Here is a 16,344-nt window from a genome sequence, read left to right as displayed (position 1 = left end):
AATCGGCCAACCCACCAATATCACCGTATTGATCGTCAATATTTAACGAGCTGCGCGGCGGTTTAAAAGCAGCGCAAAGTGAATTTAACGCCAATATTCGCGATAAAACCGCGAGACCGATTTGTCACTTCATGCCCGCAGAGCCGTCCCGTTCATGGGCCGGCCGCTCGTGCAATCCGCGCGAGCGTTCATCGCTGACACTCGCGCCACCGCCCACGGAGGAAAGAGGAACATGACGCAACAAGACCCAGCCGCACGCCAGGCAAGCATTACAGCGGAAATGCATATCGCCGCCGAATTCGACGCCGCACAGGAAATCGAGCGCCGGGTCGCTTTTCTGGCGAATTATCTGCGCAGTAGCGGGCTGAAAACCTACGTGCTCGGCATTAGCGGCGGCGTCGACTCGACGACCGCCGGGCGGCTTGCGCAACTGGCGGTTGAACGGCTGCGCGCCGAACATTACGACGCGCGTTTCGTCGCGATCCGGTTGCCGTACGGCGTGCAAAAAGATGAGGCCGACGCGCAGCAGGCCTCGAGCTTCATTCGCGCGGACGAAAATCTCACCATCGATATCAAACCCGCTGCCGACGCGATGCTCGCCGCGCTGAATGACAGCGGCGTGCGATTTAACGACGAGTCACAGCAGGATTTCGTCCACGGCAATATCAAGGCGCGGCAGCGAATGATTGCGCAATATGCGGTAGCCGGCGCCCGGGCCGGTGTAGTGATCGGCACGGACCACGCGGCCGAATCGGTGATGGGATTTTTCACGAAGTTCGGCGACGGTGGTGCCGATGTGCTGCCGCTCACCGGCCTGAACAAGCGTCGTGTGCGGGCATTGTCCAAAGCCTTAGGCGCGCCCGAGTCGCTGGCGCACAAAGTACCGACCGCTGACCTGGAAATGTTGCGTCCGCAACGGCCAGACGAAGACGCGTACGGCATCCCTTACGACGATATCGACGACTTTCTGGAAGGCAAACCCGTGAGCGACGCGGTGCGCGAGACGGTCTTGCGCTTCTACGATGTCACGCGGCACAAGCGGGCGTTGCCCTACACGCCGTTCGATTGGCCGGTCAAGACAGGCGGGGAATGAGAAGAAATGTAACAACCAGGATGCGCGGGGAGGACGCGTCGGAAATGCGCCAGACGCAGGCAGAGCGTTCTCCTCACTCGAAGCATTCGAAACATTCGGCAAACGCAGCTGCGACGCTCAGTGAGCAGGCGGCGACTCGTCGTCGCTAAACAGATCGGCGCTTGCCTCGAGTGGCAAGCCCCCCAAATGCTTGCCCTGAATCTGCCGCGCGATCACCTCGCCCACATACGGCACGTCCGCATCCAACTCGACCGTGGCGTAGGCGCTGGGTTTCCCTGCGTCGACTACCTCGACGTTTTTCGCGTAATGCCCAAGCTCACGTTTGAGGAATTCCTGCACTTCCTGCTCGCTGCACGATTCCGCGATATTGCGCACGATCAGGTTCATGCCGCCTACCCTCGGCGCGCGCTACGATCCGCGACATGCACCCGCACCGGGCGCAGCGCCGCACGCTGTTTCGCCTGAGCAGCCGCGAGTTGGCGGATCAATGCGGCGCCGGCCGCAGCCACAGCAGCCAATGACAGATAGAAGGCAATCATTTAAATCTCCCCTTCGAATTTCGTCCTGTTTTCAGGATAGCCACAATCGACAACAAAAGCGATGCGACACAATGTCGTAAAAACGGACTTTAAAACTTCCGTTAATGCACTGTACCTGAATTAGCAGCGGTAAAAATAGCAAAACACATGTTCATTCAGTGGTGCAGACCCGGCACGCGTGCCAGACGCTGACGACGGACGCATAAAACGGGCCGCATCGGACAGCAATATGCATCGCCGACGGCATCCTGCGGGGGACGTGCGCAAAGGGCGGGCTGATCGTCGGGATCAGTCCGCCGCTTGCACGTTGGCCGCGCTCACCCACCACGCACTCTTGCCTTACGGCGCCTGAACCAGCACAGCGGACCTATCGTCGACGCAGGCAGAGACACGCGGCCTCATGGCGCGCTGTCGCGACCGTCGCTTCGTCCGCTGCTGTCGCCGGTCGCGACGTCGAGACGGCTCACGTCGCAAGACGTCTGGCTGAAGCCGGAATAGACCACCGACCAGTTACCGACAATCGCGGCTTGCGCCTCCGCGAGGCTCAGTTTCCCTTCGCAAACGCAGCGTTTGAGCATGACCGCGGCGCGCGCCTTGCGACGCTCGCCCTGCTGGCCCGCCCAAGGCAGGAGATCGAGATTGGAGGGTGCATTCGGCGAGCCGCCGAGCACAATGGGCACACGCCTGTCCAGCGCGAAAGCGGGACCGTTGTCGGCATCGATGCCGCGCGCGGCAAGCATGCGGTCCTTGTGGGCCATCAGCTCATCGAACGGCGGTGCGACCGTGTCGGCGTAGCCGGGTCGGCAAATCGTTTCGCCGACTGACTCCTGCGTGACGCGCTCGTCAAGCATTGCTGAATCCTGAGCCCAGACTTGACCGACGCGGAATGCGAGTACCGCGACGATGCCGAACAGGAGCGCGATCCGCATCGTGCGGCCAGGACACGCGGCGCCGCGCCCACGCCCGCGCGTCGACGGAATCGCCTGATATGTACTGCTGGTCGCGTCGCTGTAATGGATGATGCGACGCCCGTCTGCAATGCCTGCGTTCATTCGTCGGCGCGCCGGTAACGACGCGCAATAGTTTAATTCGCAGACTAATTAAAACACATTCAATACCCCTGCGTGAAAAGACACACCTGCGCAGGTCGGTGAAGATGCGTCCGGACGCTCGCGGGCGTCCGCCGGTGCGGTCTTGCCGTGCACGAATACACGTTGCAAGACCGCGCCGAACCACAGGATAAAGACAACGCCGCTGTCTGCACGCCGCTCACGCACGGCGCCAACAGCACGCTACGTCAACCGGGTCTCGCCACCCGAGCCTGCAAGGCGCGGATACGCCCGAGCGCCTGCGTATTGGATACCGTCGCGTCATACATCTTGGAGAGATCCGCTTTGAGCGCCGTACGCGAGCCACCGTCGAGATAGACCATATGCCCCGACGGATAAAAACGCGCCGACAGATTCTGCCGGATCTGCTGGCTGACAAGCGGCATTTGCTGCAGATCGAGCACGGTCTGATAGAACGGCGTGACGTAGTCGAAGAAACCGTTCGCCGACAGCACCTTCAGGTCAGGATTGAGCGCCATCACGGCGGCAAGGTCGCCGGCGGTGTACAGAATGATGTTGCCCTTCGCGTCGAGCCCCTTCTGCGCGCCGGTCGGATCGATATGGCTGAAATCCCAATACTGGAATGCCTGATCGTTGAGATCCGTGAACGCCGAATTCGACGTGTATTTCAACTGCTCGTTCAGATACACGTTCCACATTGTCGTGTAGACGCCGGTCACCGCCGTCATGGTCGGATCGTTGCCGCCGGAATTCGGGTCGATCTTTCCGGCGATGCCGGTGTTGATCGCCGTCACGCGGCCGTCGTACTCGCCGAGCGCGAGACCCTGTGATTTCAGCAACGTGGTCAAAAACAGCGAATTGCCGCGGCTGTCGTACGACGCGATATCGAGGCTCCAGGCGAGCAACGTAGTTTTGTCGATACCGGTGTATTCGCTGAGCTTTTCGACCGTTGCCGAATCCGTAGTCGGAAACTTGCGCAGCGCCGCCAGATAGTCGGTGCGCGCGAATTGGGCCACTTCTTCGGCAAACGTGCCGAGGTCAGTCGGCCGCGGCGCAATGCCGAGTTTCTTGTGATACCACGCGTCCGCGGCGGCTGTGGGTAACGCGCCGACCGGGTTGCCGGATTGCGTGTAATCGAGAATGGACGATTGCAGCGTGATGCCGTTCAGATCGACGCCGTCTTCATGCAGCCGGTACGCCAGCACGCAACTGCGCGCCGTGCCGTAAGACTCGCCGTACAGATACTTCGGCGAATTCCAGCGATTGTTCTTGGTGAGAAAGCGCTTGATGAACTGCTTGATCGAGTCGGCGTCCTGATCGACGCCCCAGAAGGCTCGGTTCGTCTTCGGCGCAATGGCCGCCGAGTAGCCTGTGCCCACCGGATTGATAAAAACGAGGTCGCTCTTGTCGAGCAGACTGTCCGGGTTGTCTTCCATCGAGTACGGCGCGGGCGGCGTAAAGCCAGGCATCGACGTCTTGATGCGGCGCGGCGCGAACGAGCCCAGCAGCACGAACACCGAAGACGAACCCGGGCCGCCGTTGTAGAAGAAAGTCACCGGACGGGTTTCCTCCTTCTGATTGTCCTGCGTGAACGCAACGTAGAACATCTTGGCTTCAGGCTGCGAACTACTTGCGTCGACAATCACAAGGTGACCCGCCGTCGCCGTGTAGTTGATCTTCTGCCCGCCGATCGTAGTCGAATGGTGCGTAATCGCGGCGGTTTCAGTGGTATCGGTGACGGAGTCGTCCGGCCCGTTGCCATAAGCAACCGGATCGAAAAACGGCTGATCTCCTGCTTTGTGCGACGCGCCGCCGGTAGCCGTTGCGGGCGAAGCATGCGTGTTGTGTGACGACTGCGGACTAACGGAAGCTGACTCGGTGTTCGTCATGATCGCTCCATGGGTTCGTTAACGTCTTGATGTCTCTCGTGTGCCTTGGTGTGCCTTGATGTGCCTTGATGTCTCTCGTGTGTCCTGCGTTGCCTGCGTCTGCTGAAGCCATGCACCGTACCGCCTGCAGCCTGAACGCGGCGCACCGTGGGACAAGCGCGAACGGCGGGTGAGCCTGATCCGGGAATCACCCAGGCGCCACCTGAACCCGTCCGCGACTCATCAGACTATAGTGCGGCCGCCACCTTCTGACCATCGGGACTACCGAGTCCCGTACACGCATCCCAGCCCGGCGACGCGGCGAAGCTGCCGTTGTTGCCCTGGGTGATGTCGTTACACACGCCTGGCGCCTTGTACAGCTTCGGGTTGATGAAACCGGCCGGTTGCCCCTTCGCCGCATTGATCCGCGCAATCAACGCCGCCCACAGCGGTGCGACCGCGCTGGTGCCGCCGACCACCGTCTGCGTGCCATCAATCAATACGCTGTAGCCGGTGACGGGCGACGCATCGCCGGCCACGTCCGGCACGCCGCGCCCGCTGAGCGCCGTCCTGGCGCCGCTCGATGAAGTGGCCGACAGACCTTGTTGCCACACCGGCACCGGAAAGGCCCGGCTCACGCCACCGCCGCCCGCGCCGCCCTGTGCGCCGTCGTTCCACACCACCTCATGCGAGATCGAGGTGCCCGACGCGGTCAGGCTCGTGCCGCCGCATGCCAGCACATAGGGGCTCGACGCCGGAAAGTCGACCTGATCGCTACCGGAACCGTCGCTCGAGCCGCTATCGCCCGACGCCGCGCAGACAGTCACACCCAGGGCCGCAGCCGTTTGCAGGACGCTGTTGAAAGCTTGCAGCGACTGACTGGTCCAGCTCGACTCCGGGCCGCCCCAACTGATCGAAACTACCGAGGGGTTGTTAGTCGTGTCATGCACCGCGCGAATCACCGCGTCGATGAACCCGGCGTCGCTGTTCTGCGTGAAATAGACCGCGATCGTCGCGCCAGGCACAATCGCGCCGACGATTTCGATGTCGAGCGTAACTTCGCCGTCCGGCCCGTTCGGGTCGCCGCTCGGCTGATTGGCACCCTGATCGACGCCGACCGGTTTCACGTTCGGTGAAGCGACGCCAAGGCTCGCAAAATAACTCTTGAGGTCGGACGTGTTGTACCCGCCGCCGAGTTCGATGATGCCGACACATTCGCCGCTGCCGTCGCCTTGCGGAAACTGATACAACGATGCGAGTTGCGGCGGCGTAAAGGACGCCTGATGCGCTTTGGCCGGCTGGAACGGCGGCCGGATGCGAAAGTGCGGCCGCGCCTGAGGCCGGTTATCGAGCCCGAGCACGGCTTGCACGATGCCGTGCAGATCGTCCGGCACGCTGATCGTGCCGGTGCGGCCGCGGAACTGGCCCGCCGTGTGATGCTGGTAATGTTCCAGCTTGACGCCGAACGCGGTCTGGAACTGCGCGATCGTGCCGCTCAGCAACAACTGGCGCGCTGCCGGATCTTCCCGCACCACCGTCAAGCCGTGTGCGGTGGCAAAGGCTTTGACCTTGGCGATGTCGTCCGGCGCGGCGCCGTAATCTTTTGCAAACGCCTCACGCGATAGAGGTTTGACGCTTGGGTCGCCCGCCTGGATCTTGCTCATCAGTGCGTCGAACTGGGCCTGCCGCTGACGGCGCAGTATCACGAAAACCTCGATCCGTTCTGCTGGATCGCATTGCCCAACGACTGTCGAACCTTGTTCTGCCGTTCGCTCACTTCCCGGCAGCGTTTGTCTGTTGACCATGGTGTCGATTCTCCTCTGTTAGCGTGATGGCGCGGGCCGCAAGGTGGACCCCACGCACGGCACGCGCCTGCACGAACTCACCGCCTCGCGACCAACGGCGGGTTGCTGTTTCAAGGACTTCGCCAAACCGTCCGACCTGTGCATTCGAACACAGTTCCAGCGTGCGCGGCAGTTGTCCGAGTGACTAACGCCGGGCTGGATCAATGCGCATCGCGCAGCACCCGCGCTATGATGCTGAAGCGGCAATCCAGCCGTTGCAGCGCCTCGCGCGCCGCCCGCGCGCACGATCGAAGAATCAGAGGAACCTCATGTCAATTTCGATGTATCAAGCGTCATTGCCCGTGCTGGTGCGCGGCATGACCAACCTGCAAGTCATCCTCGGCAAGGCCGAGGCACACGCTGCCGAAAAACGGATCGACCCGTCCGTGCTCACGAACGCCCGGCTCGCGCCGGACATGCTGCCGCTGGTGCGCCAGGTCTATATCGTGAGCGACACGGCGAAAGGCTGCGCCGCGCGTCTGGCTGGCGTCGAAGCGCCGAAGTACGACGACGTCGAACAGACCTTCGAGGAACTCGATGCCCGCCTTCAAAAGACGATTGATTACCTGAAGGAATTCAATGCGCAACAGATCGACGGCTCGGAAGAACGCCCGATCACGCTGAAAATGCGCAACGGCCCGATCGAGTTCACGGGGCTGTCGTATCTGCTCGGCTTTGTGTTGCCGAACTTCTATTTTCACGTTACGACGGCGTACGACATTCTGCGTCACAACGGCGTCGAACTTGGCAAACTCGACTATTTGGGCGGCATCAAGTAAGAAGGCCTGCGCGGTATTGCGCGAGCGCTACGCGATTGCGGCATAAGCAGCACGTGAACCACATGTGGCCCCCCGTGGGCTACACATGATCCGCGTGTGAACCACGCATGAACAGTGCATGAGCGGCATCAAACGCGCGGCTGGAACGCGATGATCGCCATGCCGGCCAATGTGAACGCCACGCCGGTCGCGTCCCACAGCGTGGGGCGCACTTTGTCGACGCACCATAGCCACGCGATCGCCACCGCCACGTACACACCGCCGTAAGCCGCATACACGCGGCCTGCGGCGGTGCCGTGCAGCGTCAGCAGCCAGGCGAACAATGCGAGGCTAAGCGCGCCGGGAACCAGCAGCCAGATGGAGTCCCCCTCCTTCAGCCAACGCCAGGGCAAATAGCACCCAACGATTTCGGCAATGGCGGTCACGGCATAGAGCAGAAAAGTTTTCATCGACAGATAGAGTAGCGAGTGGTTGTGTTGCCGCGAGACCGTGCGCGGCTGATTATCGGCTTCTGTTTAGCGGCCGTTGTTTATCGACCCTTTGTCGGCTTTATTAACACAATCACTTTGCGAGCGGGCATGGCACCTGCGACAGCCGTCGTACCCAGCCCCGATTCGCTACCTGTCATGAGCGTCGCGTCACCCTGTATCGACATCTGCAAGTTCGGCAGTAAGTCAGTCCAGCGAGAGCCGCAACGCAAAGCCGATCAGCGCCGCTGAGAAAGTCCAACGCTGCAGTGTCTGCGCGAAAGGATGAGCCCGCATCCAGCCGGCGATGCGCGCCGCGCCGATCGCGTATATGGCGTCGAAACACGCGCCGATGGCGAGCAGCACCAGACCCAGTTCGACCATCTGCAGCGCAACCGGTCCGGCCTCTGGACGCACGAACTGCGGCAATAGCACCGAGCAGAACAGCAGCGCTTTCGGGTTCAACAGATTGGTCAGCAAGCCCTTGACGAAAGCGGCATGCAACGGCCGCGACTCGACACCCGCCACGCCGCCTTCAGGCAACGCGAATACGGGTGAGCGGAAGATCTGGATGCCGACCCATGCGAGATAAACCGCGCCGCCGTAACGCACCACGTCGTACAACCAAGGCGCACTGCGCAACAGCGCGGCCACCCCGCATGCCGACAGCGTGACGTGCGTCGCCCGCGCCACGCCCAGCCCACCGGCCGCCGCGAAGCCACTGCGCACGCCACGTCCGATACTGGTCTGCAGAACCAGCGCCATGTCGGGCCCAGGTACGGCATAGACCATAAACAACGCAGCGATATAGACGACCAGAAGGTGTGCGGAAATCATAGAAGCCTCTTGTTTTTAAGGGCTCTATCTTGCTATCGTCGGCGGAGGGTTTGCTGGCGAAATACAAGCGCATGGGATTCATCTTTGGAGGAATGCGCTAATATTTCACTCCCGAGCCATGTTTTCCGCTAACGCACAGTAAGCCCCCAAAGCCATGACAACCGACCTCGATAAAACAGACCGCGCGATACTCGCCGCGCTGCAGAACGACGGCCGCATCTCGAATGCACGGCTGGCCGACATGGTCGGCCTGAGCGAGACGCCTTGCGCCCGCCGCCTCAAGCGCCTTGAAAACGACGGCTATATCGACCAGTACCGCGCGATGCTTTCGCGCTCCGCCCTCGGCCTCGGCGTAATCGCGTTCGTCTACGTGCGTTTTGCCGTGCACGATCGCGCGGTGGCCACCCGTTTCGAACGCGAAGTGCAGGCAATCCCGCGCATTCTGGCGTGCCACAACGTGTCGGGCAGCGCCGACTACATCCTGCAGGTAGTCGCGCGCGATCTCGACGACTACGGCACTTTCATGCGCGACGAGATGCGCAGCCTGCCGGGCGTGACGTCGGTGGAATCGGCATTGTCGCTGCGGGAAATCAAGGCTAACGGCGGGCTGCCGCTGTCGTGAACGCGGACGTGGCATAGTCTCACCCATTTGATACGGCGCGAGCCGACCAGACGAGCACGGAGTTTTCATGGATCACGAAAAGGCAAGAGCCGAAGAAACAGCCGCGATGGAGCGCGTAGTGACCGCGACCAAGCGGGTCCAGGCGGCTTTCGCGTCGCTGCAATCGCAATTCCCGCCGGCCGGCAGCGGCCAGCCTTCGCAGTTCGCGCTGCAAACTTTCGACGCTGCGTTGCAGGAACTCGAAGACGCCCAGGCCGCATTCGACGAATTGCTCGGCGATCTGCTTGACGGCAATCGTTGAGTGACCTAGCCGGCCTCTTCACTGCATAGCTGCTGCGTAGTACGCGAGCGGTGGCCGTCTTCAGTTTCCATCGAGACGGTCGCCGCGTTATTTGGAGAGGCTAGCTGGACTTGACCGTTAGTTGCGTATTTATGGCCTGAGATGAAACTACCCCGCCGGCGCCAAGACACAAAAGTGAATATGTCAGAGGGCTAACGGCATCATCGCCGGGTCTTCCGCAACAGCATCCGCAGGTCCGGGCCGGCATCGGCCGGCCTGCGAACCAGGGGTTTCAATACGTTGTTGCTTGCAAAAGCGCCCTCCTCAACCCCGCCCGTCCACTCAGAAAACGATATTGGTCCGCAGCCCGACGATCGCTTCGTTACCGACGCGCTGTGACGGATTGCCCGGATCCGGAATACCGCCTGCTGGACGGAAGACATATTGGAAGTCCGCCTGTAACTGCCACCATGGCGCGACCTGATACTGGTAAGTCGCCTCCACGACAGTCTCAGCACTGCGCGACGGATAACCCGGTGTCGTCAGCGAGGCGGTATCGCTTGCCAGCCCTTGAGCACCCGAGCCGATCTTCGCGTAGCCGACGGCCAATCCGGCAACGTCGTTGTCGCGCCCTTTGATCGGCGCTTTGAGCGTCACGCCTGCATTCACACCCAGGTCCACCAGATTGCGATCGCCCGGCGCGCCCATGACTCTCGCGAAAACGCCCACCGACTGCGGGCTGTTCCCGCCCCGCTGCCAGACCGTCTGGTCGGCAACCGCGTAGAAGCTGTAGTCGCCCCGGTGATTCGCCGGTACGCCGTCGCTCGCCGGGTTCGCCAGCGACAAACCGGTATTGTCGAAACGCTGGTCCGCGAAATTTTGCGTGTTGTACCAGAAGCCCAGCTTGTAGGTGCCAGGCAATCCGGTCGCCTCCCCACCCGACGAGTTCGCTGGAGGCTGGTTGATTGCGTACTGCACCTCGCCGATGAATAACGCGCCGCCGCGCAGATTGAAATTCGTGCCGTGGCGATTCTGTTGCTGTGGGTCGCCCGTATCGCTGCCCGCCGGATTGCCGTCGAAGACGCCGGCCATCACGGTCCATGCGTCCGAAGGCCTGGCGCACAATCGCACACCCAGTGACGACAATGGATAAGCGGGACCGCCCGCCGGCATGTCGACCGACGGCAATACAGGCCAGCCGAAAGTTGCGTTGATGAAAGGCGTCGCGAACTGGCTCACCATGAATTCCTGGTCGAGACTCTGTTGCCCGACCTTCACGTCTACTTTTCCGCCGATCAGGGATTGCTGATACCAGAGTTCCCACAGCCGCGTCGTAACGTCGGCCTCGATGCCGCTCGCGCTTTGCAGGGTCAGCAGATTCCGTTGGCTCAGATTGCTGCCGTGAATCTGCAACGCCGACACATTAAACGTGCCGCCCGGCAGGCCCAGCGCTTTTTCCGTATCGACAACGATACCGAACTGGGTAAGTCCATCGTAAGCGCCGCCCCGTTTAGCGCCGCCCGACAGGTTGTTCAGATACTCGCTGGTTTCCTGCAGGTTGAAGGTCACCCCGTAGTTACCGAGCCAGGGACGCAGCCCGCCCGTCTCGCCGAGCAGATTCGAGCGGTCCCAGAGCCCAGTGGGCGTGGCAGGTGTCTGCTCAGTAGCAGGCGTTTGTCCCGCGGCAGGCGCCTGAACTGCGGCAGGTGTCTGCTCAGTAGCAAGCGCCTGTCCCGCTGCCGGCGTCTGTGCCAGCACGGAGGGCGCGACGCCAAACGACAACAGGAAGGTCAGACCGAGGGGGCCGCCGGACATCCACCGCCCAGCTTTTGCAGGGTCTTTCTGCACGAGACACGCTTGAGCGCCGCGCACGCAGCGCGCCAAAGAACGATACGACGACGATTTGACGAACATAAGCTCACTCCCATCGATCCCGGCCACGCCGGGCGATGTACGAAGACGTGACCGGTTCTCGCAAACGATGCGATAACGATCAAACAGAGGGAGCGTGCAACTGGCAGACCGGCAGGAACCGGTCACTGAAGAAGCGCGCTAACCCGAACGGAGCGAGTTAGCGGCGACGGAGTGATCCTGCTGCTAACTCGCGGACATTGCGCCGGCGTAGACCGGCATCGGACTTCCACTACTAGAGCATGTGTCCACGAGGGACTCCTTTTGCTGAGACGGGCGGATTGTATTCGGCACACTCATAAAATCGCAAGTAAAACCGCATCAAAGAAATCGCACTCCGAATTTACGGCCATGCCTTCGCGCAGACATCAGACTGCGCTATTCACGCTGCGCCTTCGCGCCGACACCCTGCTGTCTTATTCACCGCTGCACCTGCGCCCTTCATCTACCTGTCTTTCCTGTCATTTCTGAAAGACTCATCCCACTCTAGTGATGACGAATTGGTACGCCACAACACATAAAAAAAGAATATTTGCTTCGCTTAACGAAGCATGTTGACTTCTGCTTGCGGGAGTGCCTAAAATTCGGCCGTCATCACAAACGGGGCCATTGCCTTGGACACCAGCAGTAGTCGATCTTCGAACAGTTTCACTGCCTGACCGGCCCGACGCCCGCGCTCTCTTTTCTCAGCCGCCGTCTTGCCAGCAGGCAGACGGTGCGCGCCGTAGTAACTCTCTCCGTGCACCTTAACTAGCGCCATTTGGCCGCGCCGTGCTTGCGCACGTCCCGCATCCGTATGGCATCGCGTCGCGAGCATCCACTCGCGGCAGCGTTCGCTCGCGCCGGTTCGATCCGTTCGACCGCCGGCGCGGCCGAGCGCGTGGACGAACACGTGCGTACTCATCGATAAGCAACGTCGATAAGCAACGCCAATACGCAACGCCGATAAGGAGCCGCCATGCCGGACAGTGACAGTTATCCCTTATGCCGCTCAATTGCCACGCAATCTTTCTTTTGCCTGAGGAAAGCGAGTAGACATTCGCCGCCGCGCGCATAGTGCCGGCCGCGCTCCGTGTCTGCTGGCTTTCCGCAAACCGCGTAAAGCCATACGCCCGGAGAATTACCATGTACCTCGCCATCCTCGTACCGACCCTGCAGCAAACGCATATCCACAGCGACGCTGCACTCGCGCTTCACAGCATCAAGCCGCACTGGCTCGCCGTGTCCTGGCACCGCTTCAAAGCGCTCCTCTTCAACCCGGCTTCGTACTCAGGTTCGTACTCGGCTTCGTAATCACTCACTGTCAGCACCGCACGCCTTCGCGATCCGCATGCGCCGCCGTCGCTCGATCACATTCGACGACACTCGCGCAGCGGATTCCGAAGACGCGCCGCTGCATACAAATCACACCTACGCAGGCGGTTAACAATGTCCACTCCAATTAACGTCTCACCACCACGCAGCGCCGTTCTCGACGAAGCCCACCTCGGCGACATCAAAGGCGCACTCGGCACCATTGCGCACCACGACATCGCACCTCGCAACAACTGGTGGGCCCGTATCCGAACGCTGCTCGCGATCCTCGGGCCCGGCCTCATCGTGATGGTCGGCGACAACGATGCCGGCGCTTTCGGCACCTACACACAGGCGGGACAGAATTACGGAACCACCTTGCTGTGGACCATGCTGCTGCTCGTGCCCGTTCTCTTCGTCAATCAGGAAATGGTGCTGCGCCTCGGCGCCGTGACCGGTGTCGGACACGCGCGCCTCATCTTCGAACGCTTCGGCAAATTCTGGGGTGCCTTCAGCGTCGTAGACCTGTTCATTCTCAATGCACTCACCATCGTGACCGAGTTCATCGGCATCACGTTCGTGCTGGATTTCTTCGGCATTTCGAAAGTGACCGGGGTCTGCATCGCCGCGGCCGTGACGATGGCCGCGGTCAGCACAGGCAACTTCCGGCGCTTCGAGCGCTTCGCGGTCGTGCTCTGTCTGTTGAGCCTGTTGCTGGTGCCCGTACTGGTATCGATTCATCCGCCGGTCGGCCAGATCGCGCGCGACTTCGTGATTCCGAACTGGCCCGCCAATTCGAAACTGAGCGATGTGATGCTGCTCGTGATCGGCATTGTCGGCACCACGGTCGCGCCTTGGCAGCTGTTTTTCCAGCAGAGCTATATCGTGGATAAACGCATCACGCCGCGCTTCATGAACTATGAGAAAGCCGACCTGTGGATCGGCATCGTATTCGTGATGATCGGTGCGGTCGCCATGATCTCGTTCTGCGCTGCACTGTACGCAGGCAAACCCGAGTTCGGCAATTTCACGGATGCGGGCGGCGTGATCGCCGGCCTCGAAAAATATGCTGGGCGCACGCCCGCGGTTCTCTTCGCGGTCGCGCTGCTCGACGCCTGCATCATCGGCGCGGCGGCCGTGTCGCTGTCCACCGCTTACGCAATCGGCGACGTGTTCAAGATTCGCCACTCGCTGCATCGCGGCGTGTCGGACGCGAAGGGCTTTTACCTCGTCTACTTCGGCATCGTCGCGGCCGCGGCGGCGCTGGTATTGATTCCCGGCAGCCCGCTCGGTCTTCTGACTGAAGCCGTGCAGACGCTCGCAGGCGTACTGCTTCCGAGCGCGACCGTGTTTCTGCTGCTGTTGTGCAACGACCGCGCGGTCCTCGGTCCGTGGGTGAACTCGAAGAAGCTCAACATCTTTACAGGCGCAGTTGTCTGGGTGCTCGTCATGCTCTCCATCATCCTTACTGCATCGGTGATGTATCCGGACATTACCGGCGAAGCGATCATTGAAGTACTGGCCGGCGGCACACTGCTGGCCGTGGTCGGATACGCTGCAACCGTGACGGTTCGCAGGCTGCGGCCCGCGCAGGCGAATGCCGCGGCTTCCACGGTTGCCTCGGTTTCCGAAAGCGAGCAACGGTTTTCGAAAGAAGCACGCAATACGTGGCGCATGCCACCCCTGGAAGAACTGCCGGCGCCGCAACTGACCTTATCCAAACGCGTCTGGATGGGTGTGTTGCGCGGCTATCTGATCGTGGCTGTCGCACTCGTTGTCGTGAAGGTCGTGCAGATGACTTTGCTGCATTAAATCGCTGCTACCCCCGTCCGCTCCCGGTTGTTTCGGGGAGCGGCGGGAAAACGATCGACCTCCGCCCTGCGCGTCCCCCATTGCTTTGCCTGATTAATTGCGTTGCGATCTCTCTGCCCGATGCCGGTAACGGTCACGCATCCGTCACCCCCCAACCGTCGCAATTTCCGGCTCGCACAGAATCGGAAAGTTGACCGAGTTCGCGATATAACACTTCTCATGCGCCACATGATGCAAACGCTCGGCCAGTTCGAGATCGCCGCCAGCCCGAATGACGACATGCGGACGTAGAACAATCTGCGAAAAGCGGCCCTGCTCCGAACTATCGAGCATCGTGCCTTCGGCCTTGTCGCGATAGCTCAGTACAACGATGCCCGCGTCCGAGCAAAGATGCAGATACCAGAGTTTGTGGCAGGCGGACGCCGAGGCAACCAGCAGATCTTCCGGATTCCAACGGCTCGCGTCGCCGAGAAACGCCGCATCTGATGATCCCGGAATGTCGGGCTTGCTTCCCGCAGCGATGATGTGGTCCCGGCCATATTCACGGTATCCCGAGGTGCCGCTGCCGCGGTTGCCGGTCCATTGCACCGTTACCGCGTATTTGTGCTCGCCGTACGCCATGCCACTCTCCTTTTCCATCGACCTGGATGTGAATTCGCAACACACGCATTTTATAGGCATGCGGCAGTTTTGGTATACCATTATTCCAAACGACAACCGATAGAAGCACATGGACCACAAACTGGATTCGACAGCCGACGCCATCGCCGTCTCACTACGCGAACTGATTGCGGCCGGCGAACTGGAGGACGGCGCACGGCTGGTCGAACGCGAACTCGCCGATCGATTCGGGGTGAGCCGGGTGCCGATGAGAGAGGCCATACAAAAGCTCGAGGGCGAAGGACTGGTCGAGCTCGTGCGCAATCGCGGCGCCGTCGTGCGAACCTTGACAGAGTCCGACCTCGACGAGATCTACAGCCTGCGCATGCTGCTCGAAGGAGACGCCATCTTCCACGCAGTCAAACGCATGGACAGTGAGACGTTATCGCGCGCCGAACTCGTTCATCGGCTTCTGGGAGACGCCGATACAGCGCAAAGACAGGGCGAACTGAATCGCGAGTTTCATGAGCTGCTATACCGCCCGTGTGCAAACGGCCGGCAATTGAAAGCGATCCGCGAGCTGCGCGCTCAGGTCGAGCGTTACGAACGATTGCAAGGCACGTTGCTAGCCGACACACCGGCCTTCCAGGACGAGCATCTCAAGATTCTCGAAGCATGCGAGGCCGGTAACGCACGCCTTGCGCGATCGATGACGGTGGAACATCTCGCGTCGGCGAAGCGTATAGTTTTGCAACTGGTTCGGGCTGAATGACTACTGCTGTCCGAACGCTTTTCCCGTCACGTTCGGTGCGCGAGGATTGGGGTTCGTATTCAGGCTGGTGCCGTTCGCCCGCATGTTGTTGAGCGCCGGGCCCGATCCCGTGCTGCCGGCTCCGCCGATCGCAGGCGAGCCGCCCATCGTACCCGCGCCAGGCGTTGGGCTCGGGCTTGCCGCGCCCGTCCCCAAACCCGTCCCCAGCCCTGTACCCGTACCCGCGCCATTGGTACCGCCTGCCTGCAAACCGACCATACCATTGGCGTTAAGGTTTGCCGACTGGGCATAGGCTGCACTCGCCAGACCCATCACCAACGCCGAAGTCAAAATACCCTTTGTCACGATGTTCATAGCCCACTCCGTGATGCCATCAAATTTCCCGACCGAACTACTCACACCATCGTAGCGATGTTGAGCCAACGACGCTCATGAAGGAACCCGGTCAAACGGTAAGACTGCCCGCCTGCCACATTTGTTCATCGCTGAAATTCAGGGATTGATCGGCGATCGGCAGATAATCTGCGGCTCTTTTTCTTGCCCGACATCATGACGAA

At 61.0% G+C, this 16,344-nt stretch carries 18 protein-coding genes; 7 read left to right on the top strand and 11 right to left on the bottom strand.

Annotated elements, in window-relative coordinates:
• Nucleotides 1-232 precede the first annotated feature (232 nt).
• Complete coding sequence (nadE, locus tag HHL24_RS29890; protein ID WP_169488935.1) at nucleotides 233-1,093, top strand: ammonia-dependent NAD(+) synthetase; 861 nt, start codon at nucleotides 233-235, stop codon at nucleotides 1,091-1,093.
• Nucleotides 1,094-1,210: 117 nt separating this feature from the next.
• Here the strand turns inward: nadE and HHL24_RS29885 are convergent, their stop codons facing one another.
• The 5 genes from HHL24_RS29885 to HHL24_RS29865 all read right to left on the bottom strand — a co-directional run bounded on the left by HHL24_RS29885 (nucleotide 1,211) and on the right by HHL24_RS29865 (nucleotide 6,375).
• Nucleotides 1,211-1,480: an RNA-binding protein gene (locus HHL24_RS29885; RefSeq protein ID WP_169488934.1), complete on the bottom strand. Its 270-nt coding sequence runs from the start codon at nucleotides 1,478-1,480 to the stop codon at nucleotides 1,211-1,213.
• 5 nt (nucleotides 1,481-1,485) lie between these two features.
• Nucleotides 1,486-1,632, bottom strand: a complete 147-nt coding sequence (locus HHL24_RS29880; RefSeq protein WP_169488933.1) for a hypothetical protein — start codon at nucleotides 1,630-1,632, stop codon at nucleotides 1,486-1,488.
• Nucleotides 1,633-2,030: 398 nt separating this feature from the next.
• Nucleotides 2,031-2,684 carry a hypothetical protein gene (locus HHL24_RS29875; RefSeq protein WP_169488932.1) on the bottom strand — a complete coding sequence of 218 codons (654 nt, stop codon included), beginning with the start codon at nucleotides 2,682-2,684 and terminating at the stop codon, nucleotides 2,031-2,033.
• 245 nt (nucleotides 2,685-2,929) lie between these two features.
• Entirely contained in the window at nucleotides 2,930-4,591 is a 1,662-nt protein-coding gene (locus HHL24_RS29870) for a S10 family peptidase (RefSeq protein WP_169488931.1), read from the bottom strand.
• A 227-nt stretch (nucleotides 4,592-4,818) separates the two neighbouring features.
• Nucleotides 4,819-6,375, bottom strand: coding sequence for a S53 family peptidase (locus tag HHL24_RS29865; protein WP_169488930.1), 1,557 nt, complete (start codon nucleotides 6,373-6,375; stop codon nucleotides 4,819-4,821).
• A 308-nt stretch (nucleotides 6,376-6,683) separates the two neighbouring features.
• On the opposite strand from HHL24_RS29865, the gene HHL24_RS29860 reads away from it, so the two are divergent.
• The gene (locus HHL24_RS29860) at nucleotides 6,684-7,193 is read left to right on the top strand and encodes a DUF1993 domain-containing protein (RefSeq protein WP_169488929.1); all 510 of its coding nucleotides are present in this window, start codon (nucleotides 6,684-6,686) and stop codon (nucleotides 7,191-7,193) included.
• Nucleotides 7,194-7,321: 128 nt separating this feature from the next.
• On the opposite strand, the gene HHL24_RS29855 is transcribed toward HHL24_RS29860, so the two are convergent.
• Both HHL24_RS29855 and HHL24_RS29850 read right to left on the bottom strand, forming a co-directional pair.
• Nucleotides 7,322-7,642 carry a YnfA family protein gene (locus HHL24_RS29855; RefSeq protein ID WP_169488928.1) on the bottom strand — a complete coding sequence of 107 codons (321 nt, stop codon included), beginning with the start codon at nucleotides 7,640-7,642 and terminating at the stop codon, nucleotides 7,322-7,324.
• 225 nt (nucleotides 7,643-7,867) lie between these two features.
• Nucleotides 7,868-8,497, bottom strand: coding sequence for a LysE family translocator (locus tag HHL24_RS29850; RefSeq protein ID WP_169488927.1), 630 nt, complete (start codon nucleotides 8,495-8,497; stop codon nucleotides 7,868-7,870).
• Between the two features lie 154 nt (nucleotides 8,498-8,651).
• On the opposite strand from HHL24_RS29850, the gene HHL24_RS29845 reads away from it, so the two are divergent.
• Both HHL24_RS29845 and HHL24_RS29840 read left to right on the top strand, forming a co-directional pair.
• A complete protein-coding gene (locus tag HHL24_RS29845; protein ID WP_169488926.1) occupies nucleotides 8,652-9,119 on the top strand; it encodes an Lrp/AsnC family transcriptional regulator in 468 nt (155 codons plus the stop codon).
• A gap of 67 nt (nucleotides 9,120-9,186) precedes the next feature.
• A complete protein-coding gene (locus HHL24_RS29840; protein WP_169488925.1) occupies nucleotides 9,187-9,420 on the top strand; it encodes a hypothetical protein in 234 nt (77 codons plus the stop codon).
• A gap of 321 nt (nucleotides 9,421-9,741) precedes the next feature.
• On the opposite strand, the gene HHL24_RS29835 is transcribed toward HHL24_RS29840, so the two are convergent.
• Both HHL24_RS29835 and HHL24_RS29830 read right to left on the bottom strand, forming a co-directional pair.
• Nucleotides 9,742-11,214, bottom strand: a complete 1,473-nt coding sequence (locus HHL24_RS29835) for a carbohydrate porin (RefSeq protein ID WP_169488958.1) — start codon at nucleotides 11,212-11,214, stop codon at nucleotides 9,742-9,744.
• Nucleotides 11,215-11,887: 673 nt separating this feature from the next.
• The gene (locus HHL24_RS29830) at nucleotides 11,888-12,214 is read right to left on the bottom strand and encodes a hypothetical protein (protein WP_169488924.1); all 327 of its coding nucleotides are present in this window, start codon (nucleotides 12,212-12,214) and stop codon (nucleotides 11,888-11,890) included.
• A 221-nt stretch (nucleotides 12,215-12,435) separates the two neighbouring features.
• Here HHL24_RS29830 and HHL24_RS29825 point away from each other — a divergent pair, with 221 nt between their 5' ends.
• Together HHL24_RS29825 and HHL24_RS29820 are read left to right on the top strand one after the other, a co-directional pair.
• Nucleotides 12,436-12,603 (top strand): hypothetical protein, encoded by a 168-nt coding sequence (locus HHL24_RS29825; protein WP_169488923.1) that lies wholly within the window; start codon nucleotides 12,436-12,438, stop codon nucleotides 12,601-12,603.
• A 135-nt stretch (nucleotides 12,604-12,738) separates the two neighbouring features.
• Complete coding sequence (locus HHL24_RS29820) at nucleotides 12,739-14,415, top strand: NRAMP family divalent metal transporter (protein ID WP_169488922.1); 1,677 nt, start codon at nucleotides 12,739-12,741, stop codon at nucleotides 14,413-14,415.
• 144 nt (nucleotides 14,416-14,559) lie between these two features.
• Here HHL24_RS29820 and HHL24_RS29815 read toward each other — a convergent pair whose 3' ends face one another.
• Nucleotides 14,560-15,036, bottom strand: coding sequence for an OsmC family protein (locus tag HHL24_RS29815; RefSeq protein ID WP_169488921.1), 477 nt, complete (start codon nucleotides 15,034-15,036; stop codon nucleotides 14,560-14,562).
• A 109-nt stretch (nucleotides 15,037-15,145) separates the two neighbouring features.
• Here HHL24_RS29815 and HHL24_RS29810 point away from each other — a divergent pair, with 109 nt between their 5' ends.
• Nucleotides 15,146-15,787 carry a GntR family transcriptional regulator gene (locus tag HHL24_RS29810; protein WP_169488920.1) on the top strand — a complete coding sequence of 214 codons (642 nt, stop codon included), beginning with the start codon at nucleotides 15,146-15,148 and terminating at the stop codon, nucleotides 15,785-15,787.
• On the opposite strand, the gene HHL24_RS29805 is transcribed toward HHL24_RS29810, so the two are convergent.
• The gene (locus HHL24_RS29805) at nucleotides 15,788-16,141 is read right to left on the bottom strand and encodes a hypothetical protein (protein WP_169488919.1); all 354 of its coding nucleotides are present in this window, start codon (nucleotides 16,139-16,141) and stop codon (nucleotides 15,788-15,790) included.
• Nucleotides 16,142-16,344 lie beyond the last annotated feature (203 nt).

The sequence above is a fragment of the Paraburkholderia polaris genome, from assembly GCF_012927345.1.
GTDB classification, from domain to species: domain Bacteria; phylum Pseudomonadota; class Gammaproteobacteria; order Burkholderiales; family Burkholderiaceae; genus Paraburkholderia; species Paraburkholderia polaris.
Note: the sequence above shows the minus strand (reverse complement) of the source record. Positions and strands in the feature narration are given on the sequence as shown.

Bases quoted from the DNA above. Each gene is read 5' to 3' on its own strand.
- nadE (WP_169488935.1), top strand. From the start codon at position 233: ATGACGCAACAAGACCCAGCCGCACGCCAGGCAAGCATTACAGCGGAA.
- HHL24_RS29885 (WP_169488934.1), bottom strand. From the start codon at position 1,480: ATGAACCTGATCGTGCGCAATATCGCGGAATCGTGCAGCGAGCAGGAA.
- HHL24_RS29880 (WP_169488933.1), bottom strand. From the start codon at position 1,632: ATGATTGCCTTCTATCTGTCATTGGCTGCTGTGGCTGCGGCCGGCGCC.
- HHL24_RS29875 (WP_169488932.1), bottom strand. From the start codon at position 2,684: ATGAACGCAGGCATTGCAGACGGGCGTCGCATCATCCATTACAGCGAC.
- HHL24_RS29870 (WP_169488931.1), bottom strand. From the start codon at position 4,591: ATGACGAACACCGAGTCAGCTTCCGTTAGTCCGCAGTCGTCACACAAC.
- HHL24_RS29865 (WP_169488930.1), bottom strand. From the start codon at position 6,375: ATGGTCAACAGACAAACGCTGCCGGGAAGTGAGCGAACGGCAGAACAA.
- HHL24_RS29860 (WP_169488929.1), top strand. From the start codon at position 6,684: ATGTCAATTTCGATGTATCAAGCGTCATTGCCCGTGCTGGTGCGCGGC.
- HHL24_RS29855 (WP_169488928.1), bottom strand. From the start codon at position 7,642: ATGAAAACTTTTCTGCTCTATGCCGTGACCGCCATTGCCGAAATCGTT.
- HHL24_RS29850 (WP_169488927.1), bottom strand. From the start codon at position 8,497: ATGATTTCCGCACACCTTCTGGTCGTCTATATCGCTGCGTTGTTTATG.
- HHL24_RS29845 (WP_169488926.1), top strand. From the start codon at position 8,652: ATGACAACCGACCTCGATAAAACAGACCGCGCGATACTCGCCGCGCTG.
- HHL24_RS29840 (WP_169488925.1), top strand. From the start codon at position 9,187: ATGGATCACGAAAAGGCAAGAGCCGAAGAAACAGCCGCGATGGAGCGC.
- HHL24_RS29835 (WP_169488958.1), bottom strand. From the start codon at position 11,214: ATGTCCGGCGGCCCCCTCGGTCTGACCTTCCTGTTGTCGTTTGGCGTC.
- HHL24_RS29830 (WP_169488924.1), bottom strand. From the start codon at position 12,214: ATGAGTACGCACGTGTTCGTCCACGCGCTCGGCCGCGCCGGCGGTCGA.
- HHL24_RS29825 (WP_169488923.1), top strand. From the start codon at position 12,436: ATGTACCTCGCCATCCTCGTACCGACCCTGCAGCAAACGCATATCCAC.
- HHL24_RS29820 (WP_169488922.1), top strand. From the start codon at position 12,739: ATGTCCACTCCAATTAACGTCTCACCACCACGCAGCGCCGTTCTCGAC.
- HHL24_RS29815 (WP_169488921.1), bottom strand. From the start codon at position 15,036: ATGGCGTACGGCGAGCACAAATACGCGGTAACGGTGCAATGGACCGGC.
- HHL24_RS29810 (WP_169488920.1), top strand. From the start codon at position 15,146: ATGGACCACAAACTGGATTCGACAGCCGACGCCATCGCCGTCTCACTA.
- HHL24_RS29805 (WP_169488919.1), bottom strand. From the start codon at position 16,141: ATGAACATCGTGACAAAGGGTATTTTGACTTCGGCGTTGGTGATGGGT.